This window comes from Halanaerobium sp. DL-01, from assembly GCF_003338615.1.
GTDB lineage: Bacteria > Bacillota > Halanaerobiia > Halanaerobiales > Halanaerobiaceae > QPJE01.
In genome coordinates this window covers 51,898-64,776 of record NZ_QPJN01000011.1, presented here as the reverse complement: position 1 = coordinate 64,776, position 12,879 = coordinate 51,898, and the positions used below count along the sequence as shown (strand labels likewise).

Here is a 12,879-nt window from a genome sequence, read left to right as displayed (position 1 = left end):
GTTCAACCCTATTTCTTCCTTCATTTCGTTAAGATTCATTGACTAAAAATTTCAATATTCCTGCATCTCCCCTTTTTGCAGCAGTATATAAAAAAGGGGGAAAGTCCAGTTTATTTTACAAACTTTCCCTATTTTTTAAATTAAATTACAAAAAAGGATGCAGGAATTTAGAAAGAAAAATAAGACCTCAGCACATGATGCTAATCCTGAGGCAGGACGTCTCATTTGATTAGAAAGTCTTTATTTATCTTGTCAACAAATTTTAGTTTGATCGAAAAATGAGTTAGAAATGCAAATAAACTTTTGGTGGAAGAACCATATATAAGTTTATAATCATTGTTCAATGCCTAAAATGCCTTTTACCTGTAAATACCATGGAAATTCCCAGCTTATTACAGGTTTCAATTATCTGATCATCACGAATTGAGCCACCAGGTTGAATAATTGCTTTAATTCCCAGTTCAGCTGCCTTTTCTACAGCATCAGGGAATGGAAAAAAGGCATCTGATGCTGCAGCTCCACCTTCCTGACGTCCTTCTGCTTTTCTGCCTGCTATAACCATAGAATCGACTCTGCTCATTTGACCTGCTCCAACTCCAACCACCATTTCATTCTTTGCCATCACAATTGCATTTGACTTTACGTGTTTTACCGCTTTCCAGGCAAATAACAAATCTTCAATCTGATCATCTGTCGGCACCTCATCAGTAACTATTTCTAAATCTTCAGCTGTGGCTTGAGCCAGATCTCTGTGCTGAACCAAGAGGCCACCTGTCACTTTTTTCATACTGTAACCAGGTTTTTCATAATTAATATAAAGATCTCCAGTTCTTAAAATACGCATATTATCAGAACGTTCTTTTAAAATTCTTAGTGCATCATCTTGATAATCAGGAGCAATTACAACTTCAATAAATTTATCCTCATCAGCAATCTCTCTGGCTGTAGCAGCATCAATTATTCTATTGACAGCTATGATTGAACCAAAAGCAGAAAGTGGATCCCCTGCATATGCATTAACAAAAGCATCTTTTAAATTATCAGCTGCCGCCAGTCCACAGGGATTGGCATGTTTAATCACTGCTGCTGCTGGTTTAGTTTTAAATTCTTTAATCAATTCTAAAGCCCCATCTGTGTCATTTATGTTATTATAGGACATTCCTTTTCCGTGCAGCTGCTCAGCAGTAGAAATTGAAGGCTCATTCTGCTCTTCTGCTAGGTAAAAGGCTGCCTTCTGATGTGGATTTTCTCCATAGCGGAGGTCTTCTCTCTTCTCATAGTGGTCAAATAATGTTTCAGGAAATTCTTTTTTCTCTTCTTCATCCAGCACAATTTCTCCTAAGTATTTCTGTATTCTGTAATCATATTCAGCTGTATGGCGAAAAGCTTTATAAGCTAATTTTAGTTTCTCAGTTTTTGTTAGTCCACCACTCCCAACTTCCATCTCTGCTAAAAGCTCATCATAGTCAGCCGGATCTACAACTACTGCCACATCATTATTGTTTTTGGCAGCTGAACGAATCATTGTTGGACCACCGATATCAATATTTTCTATTGCTTCTTCCAGAGTAACATTTTCTTCAGCAATAGTTTCTGCAAAGGGATAAAGATTACAGACAACTAGATCAATTGTTTCAATATTTTGAGCTTCAATTTCTTTTAAATGCTCTTTATTATCTCTTACAGCAAGTATACCGCCATGAACTGCCGGGTGTAGAGTTTTTACCCTTCCATCCATCATTTCTGGAAAATTAGTTATCTGGTCAATATCTGTCACTTCTATGCCATTTTCTTTTAACAGTCTGCCTGTACCACCTGTTGAAATGATTTCTACTCCAAATTTTTTTAAGCCTCTGGCAAAATCAACAATACCGTCCTTATTGGAAACACTTAACAATGCTCTTTTAATTTTAGACAAAGTTATTTTTCCTCCCTATTGTGTTATTCTAAATTATAGAAACTAATCAAACTAAATAATTTGTACTTCATTTTGTCTTTTGATATAATTTATTTGGGATGGAGTACATTGCGGCTCTTTTAAAAGAGTAACACTCTAACATTGTGTACTTCATCCCTTTTTGTTTTATAGCAATTTAAGTTTTTATTTTAAAATTTTAACTTTTCTTCCTTCAATTTTAATTTTACCTTCTGCAATCAATTTTACTGCCTCAGGATAAATCTTATGTTCTTCTTTTAGGATTCTCGCTGCCAGATCATCAGCACTATCATTATCTTTAACTTCTACCACTGACTGCTTTATAATTGGGCCGGTATCCATTCCCTGATCAACAAAATGTACAGTACAGCCGCTGTATTTAACTCCATAATCAACCGCCTGTTTTTGAGCATTAAGTCCCTTAAAGGCCGGTAAAAGTGATGGATGGATATTGATAATCTGATTTTGAAAATATTTAACAAAAAGTGGTGATAAAATCCTCATATATCCTGCTAAAACTACTAGTTCTACGCCAGCATTATTTAAAAGCACAATCAGCTTTTTTTCATATTCTTGCTTTGAATCAAAATGGCCAGGATCAATATATAAATGTTCTATCCCTTCATTCTCTGCTCTTTTTAAAACACCGGCTTCTTGATTATCACTTATTAACAATTTAACTTCTGCCGAAATTTCCCCTCTTTTGATATGATCAATAATTGATTGAAAATTTGAACCCCTACCTGAAGCAAAAACAGCTAGTTTAAGCACTTCTGCACCTTCTTTAATTTATTTCTAGAGATGGGTCTCCAGCTCCTGCTTTTATTTCTCCAATCAAACAGGCTTCTTCTCCCATTTCTTCTAATTGATCCAAAATACAATCTTTACCTTCACTTTTGATGACCAAACACATTCCGATTCCCATATTAAAGGTTCTGTACATTTCTTTTTCCTCTATTTCTCCAGCCTGCTGAATTAATTTAAAAATTTTGGGTGGCTGCCAGCTTCTTTTTTTGATTTCAGCTTTTAGACCATCCGGAATAATACGGGGCAGATTTTCAATTAAGCCACCACCAGTAATATGGGCAATCCCGTTAATTTTATATTTTTTCAGCAGAGCAAGAACAGTTTTTACATAAATTTTAGTTGGTCTGAGCAGTTCTTTCCCCAAATTATCATCCAGGCCTTCAAATTCTGCAGTATAGACACAGCCCGCTTTTTCAAAAAGTGCCTCTCTGGCAAGTGTAAAACCATTGCTGTGCAGTCCACTTGATTTAAGTCCAATTATTAAATCTCCCTTTTTAATATCCTTACCAGTAATAATCTGATCCTGATCCACAATTCCAACTGCAAAACCTGCCAGATCATACTCACCTGTTTTATAAAATCCAGGCATTTCAGCAGTTTCTCCACCAATTAGAGCAGCCCCGGCTTCTTTACATCCGGCCACAATTCCTTTTACAATCTCAGCAGTTTTTTCTGGTTTAAGTTTCCCTATTGCCAGATAATCGAGAAAAAATAAAGGTTGGGCCCCCTGAGCCAGAATATCATTAACTGACATAGCAACTAAATCAATACCTATTGTATCATGTATATCCAGCTTAAAGGCCAGCTTGAGTTTTGTTCCAACTCCATCTGTTCCTGAAACTAAAACCGGATTTTTATAACCACTTAAATCAGGTTTAAAAAGACCACCAAATCCACCCAGGTCTGTCATAACCCCCGGTCCAAAGGTCGACTGCACATCTTTTTTTATCATCTCAACAGCTTTATTGCCGGCATCTATATCAACTCCAGCTTTTTTGTAATCTAAACCCACAGATTTATTCCTCCTCACTTAAATAACGGCTGTCTATTGGGTAATCACCATCAAAACAGGCTGTACAAAATCCCAGCTCAACATCAGTTTTAATTGATTTTAGCATACCTGCCTGGCTTAAATAGTGAAGACTGTCAGCTCCAATACTTTCACTTATTTCTTCAACAGAATTTCTGCTGGCAATTAGTTCCTGACGGCGGGATGTATCAAGACCAAAATAACAGGGATATTCAACAGGTGGTGAAGAAATAGCCATATGAACTTCTTTTGCTCCTGCTTCTTTTATTCGCCCAATTATTTGTTTGCTGGTTGTACCTCTAACAATGGAATCATCTATTAATATCACTCTTTTATCTGCTATTATTTCTTTTATCGGAGAAAGCTTAAGCCTTACTTTTAAATCTCTAATTTCCTGAGTTGGCTGAATAAATGTTCTTCCCATATAACGGTTTCTCAAAATACCCTGGGCATAGGGTATTCCAGATTCTTCGGAAAAACCGAGAGCTGCTGCCATTCCAGAATCAGGAACAGGTACTACAATATCTGCTTCAACATCCATCTCTCTGGCCAGCTGTTTACCCATTTCTTTTCTGGCCAGCAGCACATTCTGACCGGCTATATTACTGTCAGGACGCGCAAAATAAATATACTCAAAAACACAGAGACTGGTTCCATTTTCACCGGTATAACGCCTGCTTTTAATTCCATCTTTGTCAATTACAACAACCTCACCAGGAGCAACATCCCGTATAAAATCAGCTCCAATAATATCAAAAGCACAGCTTTCTGAGGCAACAATATAGCTATCATCCAGCTTTCCAATTGAAAGAGGCCTAAAACCGCGCGGGTCTCTAATAGCAACCAGCTCACTTCCAGTCATTGCTACCAGAGAAAATCCACCTTTCAACTGGTGTAAACTCTGAATTAAAGCTTCTACTATATTATTTTCAAAGGAGCGGGCCACCAGATGAGCAATCACTTCAGTATCTAAAGTAGAATGAAAAATCGACCCATTCTGCTCCAGATTATTTCTCAGCTCTGCTCCATTGGCCAAATTCCCATTGTGAGCCAGTGCCAGATCACCTTTAACACTGTTAATCAAAATTGGCTGAGCATTTGAAAGTTTGCTGGAGCCACTGGTCGAATATCTCACATGGCCTACAGCCATTTCTCCCCTTAAATTTTTAATATCATCTTTTTTGAAAACACTTTCTACAAGACCCATACCTTTATGCAGATTGAATTCCCCCTGATGATTGGCACAGATACCCGCACTTTCCTGTCCTCTGTGCTGCAGAGCAATTAAACCAAGATAGGTTAATTCAGCCGCACTGCTTTCACCATCAGCATTAAAAATACCAAAAATTCCACATTCTTCTGTCATTTTATCTTCATTTAGCTCAGCCTGAGTTAATTTTAAATCATTTGCATCCGGCTGAACTTTATCTGCTTTTTTAGAGAAATTACAGCTTTCTCTCATTAATTTTCCTCCCTTTAATGCTAAAAACATAATTAAAAATTAATTTTAAAATCAATCTTATCCCTGATCCAACTACCGACAGGCTGGAAATAAGCTTCTATAAAGTTATGTTTATATTCATTTTTTGAAAGAAGAATATATTTAACGACTCTATAGTTTTATTTCAATTCAACTTAATTCTTATAAGGAATAAATAGCACCGGAGGGCAGGACGCCCGGAGCTAATCATGCCACAGGAGGTGGCATTGATTAGGTAGTGCTATTTAGACCGAAAAAAGAATTTTAGTTGAATAATAAAAGTATAATAGAGGCAAATATATCTGATTTCAAAAAATAATTAAAATATCAACTCGCGTTGAAGCTTATTTCCAGTCCTGGCCGGTAATCCGCTTATACATTTCATGATAGGCCGCTTCTACATCACCAAGGTCACGGCGAAAGCGGTCTTTATCCAGCTTTTCTTTTGTCTCACTGTCCCAGAAGCGGCAGGTATCAGGAGTAATTTCATCAGCAAGAATAATTTCTCCATCTTCAGTTTTGCCAAATTCAAGCTTAAAATCAACCAGCTCCACATTTCGTGTTTTTAAAAACTGAACTAATATATCATTTATTTTATGAGCCAGAGCAGCTAATTTTTCCAGTTCTTCTTTATCCACAAATCCCATCAGTTCAATATGAGAAACATTGATTAAAGGATCACCCAGATCATCATCTTTAAAATAAAATTCCATTACTGTCTGTTTAAGCTGAGTTCCCTCTTCCAGTCCAAGTCTTTTGGCTAGACTGCCGGCTGCAACATTGCGCATCACTACTTCCAGGGGAATAATTTTAACTTTTTTAACCAGTGAATCCCGTTCATTTAGCTCTTCTATTAAATGTGTTTTAATCCCTTTTTCTTCTAAAAGCTTAAAAAAGAAATTGCTGATCTTATTATTAATCTTTCCCTTTTCAGCTATCTGCCCTTTTTTTTGACCGTTAAAGGCAGTTGCATCATCTTTAAAATGTACAATTACCTGGTCATCCCTGTCAGTGCTAAAAATTTGTTTAGCTTTACCTTCATAGATCATTTTCCTTTTCTCCATCTTTATAAAACCTCCACTTTGAGATCATAGTCAAATTTTTGCTGCCAGTTTTTTACTATCTTTTCTGTTTTTTCAGCTGCTATACCTGTATATTTTTCCGGCTCTAAAATTAATTCTTTCTGTCTTTTAGTAAATTTCTCCCAGTAACCTTTTAGTTCCTGACTCTGATCAACCAGTTCTCTCAAAGAAAGATCTGTATCCTGGGCTTTTAATGTCAGCTTACGAACTGCTTCATGTGCATCAGGATGACCGGCTGCTGCAAGTAAAATATATAAAGGTTCAGCCACAATCATCTTTTTATTCTGTTCAAAGTTTTTCTTAATATTTTCCATATCAACTACCATTTTAGAACTGACTCTTGTTAAACGATCTGCCGCCGATAGCAGTGCAGTAATCAATTCAGGAATAAATCGGGCTGAAGCTGAATTGGTCAAATCTCGCTGATGCTCAGATAACTGGTCCATATAAACTGTTATCATCTGGGGCATAAAGGCCTTCCAGAGACTCTTTACATTTTCATAGTTAATTGGATTGCGTTTGTGAGGCATAGTTGAAGAGCCAACCTGATCTTTAGCAAAATGCTCTCCAATTTCTGCAATTTCCGAGCGCTGCAGCTGGCGCATATCATCAGCAAAGGCTGCCAGAACACTAAAGGTTGAAACGAGAGAGTGAATAAAATCTGTCATCGGCTCAGCCTGGACTATTTGAGTTGAATGTTCTCCTGGTTTTAGACCGAGTTCAGATAAAACTTCTTTTTCGAATTCCTCTGGATCATCAAAAAAGATACTGCTGGCATTATAGGCCCCAACTGCCCCTGCAAATTTACCGACAAGTTTATCTGCTTTTGCTTCAATTTCTTCTATTCTTTCTCCCAGGCGGGCCACATATTCAGCAGTGGTAAAACCAAAGGTCACTGGTACTGCATGCTGGCCGTGAGTTCTTCCAATCTGTACACTATCTTTTTCGCGCAGAGCAATTTCCGCCCAGCTTTTATGGAGTTTTTTTAATTTAGGTAAAATTAGTTCTTTAGCCGCTTTCTGATAGCGGAGGGAGTTTGCTGTATCTACAATATCATAAGAAGTAGCTGTAAAGTGAATATAAGGGCGGGTCTTTTTACTTACCTTTTTTTGAATACAGTTAACTAAAGCGCGAATATTATGTTTGGTCTTTGCTTCCTCTTCGTAAACTTCTTCTGTTGTTAATTTTTCAATCGCCTCTTCCACTTCAGCTGGAGCCTGCTCCGGTGCCATACCTCGAGCAGTCAGAACCTTAACCAGGGCCAGTTCTACTTCTGCCTGAAAAGCAATTGCTGCATTTTCCGAAAGATATTTTCCAATTTGATCAAAATCTTTTTTTTGCCTTGAATAACGGTGGTCAAGGGGACTTATATTGGCAAAAATATCTCTAGTCTGCAAATTTTTCGCTCCTCTCAAGATACTCTGCATATCCCATATCTTCTACTTTTTCGGCTGCAGCCAGTACTTTTTCTTTCATTTTCTGGCGGTAATCTTTCTGCTTTTCATTCAATTTTTCATCACTGCGGGCTAAAATCTGAACTGCCAGTAAGGCTGCATTTTTGGCCCCATTGATAGCAACTGTTGCTACCGGAACTCCTGGGGGCATCTGTACTATTGAGTAAAGTGAATCAAGTCCACTTAATTTTGAAGTTTTAACCGGAACACCAATTACAGGTACAGCTGTCACAGCTGCCATCATTCCCGGCAGATGAGCTGCCCCTCCGGCTCCTGCAATAATTACATCTAAACCTTTTTCTTCTGCTGTTTCTGCATAATTATATAATCTATCAGGTGTACGGTGAGCTGATACAACTGTAAGTTCATATTCTACCTCAAATTGATCTAAAACTTCTGCTGCCTCTTTCATTACCGGCAGATCAGAATCACTGCCCATAATAACTCCTACTTTAGGTTTCATCAAATTTTACCTCCCTAATTTTTTGCTAATATACTCTATCTTTATTTTCAAATTTTATCATCTTCTATTTTTTAATTAGCCGCTTTAACTTCAAATTAAATTTCACCTTTAATTTCAATTAGCTGACTGGCTTTTAAAGCTTTCTCAGCAGCTATTTCTAAACTATCTGCTGTAACTGTAAGATGGCCCATTTTTCGCCCAGGCCTGGAAATAATCTTCTGATAAATATGAACTTTTACTCCTTCGACTGAAAGGGCTGACTCAAGTCCGATTATCTCTGCTTTTCCAGTTTTTCCACTGCCCAAAATATTGTGCATTACTGCTGGTCTCAGCAAAGCAGCGTCTCCAAGCGGCAGTGCGGTAATTGCTCTGATATGCTGTTCAAACTGAGAAGTTACACAGCCTTCAATTGTATAATGACCTGAATTATGCGGCCTGGGTGCAATTTCATTTACCAAAAGCTGATCATCTTCTGTGACAAACATTTCTACACAAAAAATTCCTATTCCATCAAAAACTTTGAGTACTTCTATGGCAAATTCTTCCACTTCTTTTTTTAGCTTAGCTGAAATCTGAGCTGGTACCTTTGTTTCATATAAAATATTATCCTGATGGTTATTTTCTCCCACTGGATAAACTTCCATCTCACCAGTTAAGCCTCGAGCTGCTATAATAGAAATTTCTTTTTTAAAAGGAATATATTCTTCCACCATCAGCGGAGTTGTTCCTTCTCCCAGTTCTCGAAAAGAATTTTCTACTTCAGCCTGACTGTTAATTAAAGCATTTCCCTTACCATCATAACCACCTGTACAACTTTTTAACATCAGTGGATAGCCAAATTCTTGAGCAGCTTCTTTAATATCATCAGGACTCCCAATTTTTTTAAATTCCGGCACACCTATCTGGTTCTGTTTTAAAACGTTTTTTTGATGATACTTGTTTTGAATAATTTCTAAACTGCGGGCTGTCGGATAAATCTTATATCCTTTACTTTCTAATTCTTTTAAAACCTCAATATCTATATGTTCAAATTCATAGGTTATTAAATCTGATTTTTCTGCAAGTTTTCTAATTGCTTCCTGATCATTAAAATCAGCAATAAGGTGCTGATCAGCAATACTGTGTGCCGGACATTTTTTTGTGGGATCTAAAATTGCAACATAAAAGCCCATTTTCTTAGCTTCTAAAATCATCATTTTACCCAGCTGTCCACCACCGATAATTCCGATTTTTTGCCTGGTTTTATCTTTAAATTCCAAATTATAACCTCCCGCTAAAATAAATATATCTTTAAAATAACAATTCAATATCTATCTTTTAAGATTTATCGAGAATGTATAAAGAAAGCTTAAACTATATATGATTTACTGGAATAATATCATCCACATAAATTAATTATTACTTCTCCAATGCTTTCCGGCCAATATCATTTCTAATATGATAATCAGCAAAATAAATTTTTTTTGTACCCTTATAGGCTCTTTCTATTACTTCTTCAAAACTATTCCCCAGGGCTGTAACAGCAAGTACTCTACCGCCATCTGTCATCAGTTTTCCATCTTTTAGTCTGGTTCCTGCCTGAAAAACAATTATATCTGCAGACGAATCGGCTTCCTTAATCCCTGTAATTTCTTTACCCTTTTTATACTCTACAGGATAACCTCCAGAGGCCATTACCACACAGAGAGCTTTTTGATTTTTCCACTTAATTTCAACTTTATCAAGCTCCTCCTTCAGCACTGCTTCCATAATATCTACCAGGTCTGTTTCTAAAAGCGGCAGAACTACCTGTGCTTCTGGATCACCAAAGCGGACATTATATTCTAAAACTTTTGCTTTTCCATCTTTAATCATCAGACCAAAATAAATTATACCTTTATAATCAATACCTTCACTCTGTAGAGCACCCAGTGTCGGCTCCATAATTTCATTTTTAAAAATTTTTCTTATCTGAGCAGTTACAACTGGAGCCGGTGCATAAGCTCCCATACCACCTGTATTTGGACCTTTATCACCATCATAAACCGCTTTATGATCCTGGGATGGAATCATTGCTCTGATGCTTTTCCCATCACAAAAGGCAAGAATTGTCGCTTCTTCTCCCTCTAAAAATTCTTCTATTACAATTTTATTTCCAGCCTGACCATATTTTTCATCCCTCATTATTACTTCAACTGCTTTTACTGCTTCTTCCTCTGTTTGAGCTACTATAACTCCTTTTCCTGCAGCAAGTCCAGAAGCTTTAACTACTATTGGAGCACCTTTTTCTTTTATATATGCTACTGCTTTTTCTGCTTCTGTGAAACTCTTATATTCTGCAGTCGGAATCTGATATTTCTGCATTAGTTTTTTAGAAAATACTTTAGAACTCTCCAATCGGGCAGCTCTCTGATTGGGTCCAAAAACATTAAGTCCGTGTTTCTCAAAAAGATCAGCTATTCCTGCCGCCAGAGGTGCTTCAGGTCCAACTACTGTAAGATCAATCTTTTCTTTTAAAGCAAATTCGAGAAGTGCTTCTTTATTATTTTCAGCTATACATATATTTTCCCCAAACTCTTCAGTACCAGGATTACCTGCTGCTGTATATAATTTTTCTACTCTGCTGCTTTGAGTTATTTTCCAGGCCAGTGCATGTTCTCTTCCACCACTGCCGATGAGAAGAATTTTCATTCTATCACTCCCAGTTTAATTTATTGGTACCAGGTACAATTGGTACCTAGATGCGTTTTTAGTACCGGGTACCTACTTACAAAATAAAAAGAGCCCAGGTAGGAAGACTCTACTTTCAATGAGTAGAACCTCCCCGCCTGGGCTTTTATCCCTTCGGTGTAATATATTAATATCTGTACCGCTTGGACCAGCCAGCAAAAACAACTCCTTAAATTTCCTATATTTTTAAAATGCTGAAGATTATTTTAAACCAAAAAATAGAAATAAGAAGTATAATTTACCACGGAAACCTAGGTACACTTCCCTCATAGTCGAACATTTACGGTGTTCGGTAGAGACTTGTGAGCCATATTCCCACCTTTATATGAGGTACAGATTAAGTTTTTATTTTTACAACCCCATCTTAACAGATGGTATTCAATAAGTCAATTTATATTTAGATAGACTTTCCCCATTTTTTAAAATAGCAAAAGCTATTCTTACTGTCACAAGGATAAGAAAAGCCTTAAATGATTTTGTGATCGTTGTTTTTTGTAATAACTCTTTAAAAATGCAGCTATTCCAGTATATGATTTAGACAATATTTCTTTGATTCCATCAGCTAATGCATAATAATCAAACTCTGGAATATCATAGATTCTTTCTGAAACTTTCTTAACTATTATTCTTAGTTTTGTCTTTCGTTTTTTATCTGAAAATAGAGCTAGAAATCCTATGGTTATTGATAAAATTAAGTCCAGATTTCTAATTCTTTTTATTGATCTAACTCTGAAATTTTCTAAATCAAATTTTTGCTTTTTGAATCTAAAATATTCTTCTATTTTCCATCTTTTAATATAATATTTTAAGATTGCCAGAGTAAGTTTTTTGGTCTTGGGTTTTACATTACTAATCAAAAGCATAGGTTTTTTACCTAGACCTCTAATAATTACAAGAGTCAGCTCTTTATCTTTTAAGGCTGGCAATTTAATCGGAGCATAGCTGAATTTTAAGTGTCGTTCTTTATTCTTTTTATTTTTATAATAATAGGCATATTTTCCCTTGTAAAGAGCAGCTACCTTTTCTATATTTATGCTTTTGCCTTTATAGATGACATTGCGATTTCCTTTTGCTCTAATTACAAAATCTTTATTTACTTTAGAAAAATATTCATAGTATTTATTTAGTATTTATTAGCATCATAGCCTCTATCAAGGGCATAGATACCTTTTTTACCAAAGTGTTTTTCTACAAAATTTAGGCCATTAAAGGCTTCAATGTTCTGACTTTTAAAGCCTTTTTCCAGACTTGAATAGATACGAGAATAGATTTCAACAGGTAGTTCTTTATTTTCAGTTAAAGCAGCAATTTCAAAAGTATCATAGCCTTTTTCTGTTTCACCAGTACTGCCATCTCTAACCCTGTCAAGCAATTCTAATTCATGGCTGTGAGGTTTAACTAGATCTGATTTATCGCAACAAAAAACGGTATTGTCATTAATATGAGGCTTAACTTTTTTATATATTCATCAATTAATTTCTCTTGCTCATCAAAGTTTTCAAGATTTCTGGATAATCTTTCAATGGATTTTTTAAGTAGTATATTTTCTTTTTGAGCACGAGAAATCTCACTTAAAAGAACTGATTGAGATTGCAAAAGTCCATAAATCATTTGAGCAATGAATTTAGATTTAGGTTTAGATATTTGTTTAGTAATTATTTTAGAGAAATTAGTTACTTTTCGTTTCATTTCATAGATAAATTTGGTATAATTAGTCACGGTGAAACAACTCCTTTTTGGTGTTTTTTGTTCTGTAAACTAATTATACCAAAAACAGGAGCTTGTTTCACCTTTTTTGCGTAATCTGTGGATAACCTATTTTAAGAGTTTCTCAAGGATGATTTATCCACAATTTTGCCTGTTGATAACTTTGAGTTTTTGCTATTTTAAAAAATGGGGAAACTCCTTATATTTAGAA

At 35.9% G+C, this 12,879-nt stretch carries 12 protein-coding genes and 1 riboswitch; all 12 genes read right to left on the bottom strand.

Features of this window, described 5'->3' with window-relative positions; translation table 11 throughout:
• Nucleotides 1-340 precede the first annotated feature (340 nt).
• Nucleotides 341-1,918 (bottom strand): bifunctional phosphoribosylaminoimidazolecarboxamide formyltransferase/IMP cyclohydrolase, encoded by a 1,578-nt coding sequence (gene purH, locus DER71_RS05645; protein ID WP_114457134.1) that lies wholly within the window; start codon nt 1,916-1,918, stop codon nt 341-343.
• A 183-nt stretch (nt 1,919-2,101) separates the two neighbouring features.
• Nucleotides 2,102-2,707 (bottom strand): phosphoribosylglycinamide formyltransferase, encoded by a 606-nt coding sequence (gene purN / locus DER71_RS05640; RefSeq protein ID WP_114457135.1) that lies wholly within the window; start codon nt 2,705-2,707, stop codon nt 2,102-2,104.
• A 13-nt stretch (nt 2,708-2,720) separates the two neighbouring features.
• A complete protein-coding gene (gene purM, locus DER71_RS05635; RefSeq protein ID WP_114457136.1) occupies nt 2,721-3,755 on the bottom strand; it encodes a phosphoribosylformylglycinamidine cyclo-ligase in 1,035 nt (344 codons plus the stop codon).
• Nucleotides 3,756-3,759: 4 nt separating this feature from the next.
• Nucleotides 3,760-5,235, bottom strand: a complete 1,476-nt coding sequence (gene purF, locus DER71_RS05630) for an amidophosphoribosyltransferase (protein ID WP_114457137.1) — start codon at nt 5,233-5,235, stop codon at nt 3,760-3,762.
• 362 nt (nt 5,236-5,597) lie between these two features.
• The gene (purC, locus tag DER71_RS05625) at nt 5,598-6,317 is read right to left on the bottom strand and encodes a phosphoribosylaminoimidazolesuccinocarboxamide synthase (RefSeq protein ID WP_114457138.1); all 720 of its coding nucleotides are present in this window, start codon (nt 6,315-6,317) and stop codon (nt 5,598-5,600) included.
• A 2-nt stretch (nt 6,318-6,319) separates the two neighbouring features.
• Nucleotides 6,320-7,732: a lyase family protein gene (locus tag DER71_RS05620; RefSeq protein WP_114457139.1), complete on the bottom strand. Its 1,413-nt coding sequence runs from the start codon at nt 7,730-7,732 to the stop codon at nt 6,320-6,322.
• Nucleotides 7,722-8,252 (bottom strand): 5-(carboxyamino)imidazole ribonucleotide mutase, encoded by a 531-nt coding sequence (gene purE / locus DER71_RS05615; RefSeq protein WP_114474402.1) that lies wholly within the window; start codon nt 8,250-8,252, stop codon nt 7,722-7,724. The genes DER71_RS05620 and purE overlap by 11 nt, the downstream gene beginning before the upstream one ends.
• 95 nt (nt 8,253-8,347) lie before the next feature.
• On the bottom strand, nt 8,348-9,511 hold the full coding sequence (locus DER71_RS05610; RefSeq protein ID WP_114474401.1) for a 5-(carboxyamino)imidazole ribonucleotide synthase: 1,164 nt from the start codon (nt 9,509-9,511) through the stop codon (nt 8,348-8,350).
• Nucleotides 9,512-9,650: 139 nt separating this feature from the next.
• The gene (purD, locus tag DER71_RS05605; RefSeq protein ID WP_114474400.1) at nt 9,651-10,922 is read right to left on the bottom strand and encodes a phosphoribosylamine--glycine ligase; all 1,272 of its coding nucleotides are present in this window, start codon (nt 10,920-10,922) and stop codon (nt 9,651-9,653) included.
• Between the two features lie 288 nt (nt 10,923-11,210).
• Nucleotides 11,211-11,310, bottom strand: a riboswitch (purine riboswitch).
• 97 nt (nt 11,311-11,407) lie between these two features.
• Nucleotides 11,408-12,040: a transposase gene (locus DER71_RS12210; protein WP_233486943.1), complete on the bottom strand. Its 633-nt coding sequence runs from the start codon at nt 12,038-12,040 to the stop codon at nt 11,408-11,410.
• Nucleotides 12,041-12,084: 44 nt separating this feature from the next.
• On the bottom strand, nt 12,085-12,333 hold the full coding sequence (locus DER71_RS12205) for a hypothetical protein (RefSeq protein WP_233486939.1): 249 nt from the start codon (nt 12,331-12,333) through the stop codon (nt 12,085-12,087).
• Between the two features lie 26 nt (nt 12,334-12,359).
• A complete protein-coding gene (locus tag DER71_RS12200; RefSeq protein WP_233487379.1) occupies nt 12,360-12,680 on the bottom strand; it encodes a hypothetical protein in 321 nt (106 codons plus the stop codon).
• Nucleotides 12,681-12,879: the final 199 nt, after the last annotated feature.

What these genes read in the sequence shown, in the direction of transcription:
- purF (WP_114457137.1), bottom strand. Translation starts at nt 5,235, where the DNA reads ATGAGAGAAAGCTGTAATTTCTCTAAAAAAGCAGATAAAGTTCAGCCG.
- purC (WP_114457138.1), bottom strand. Translation starts at nt 6,317, where the DNA reads ATGGAGAAAAGGAAAATGATCTATGAAGGTAAAGCTAAACAAATTTTT.
- purE (WP_114474402.1), bottom strand. Translation starts at nt 8,252, where the DNA reads ATGAAACCTAAAGTAGGAGTTATTATGGGCAGTGATTCTGATCTGCCG.
- purD (WP_114474400.1), bottom strand. Translation starts at nt 10,922, where the DNA reads ATGAAAATTCTTCTCATCGGCAGTGGTGGAAGAGAACATGCACTGGCC.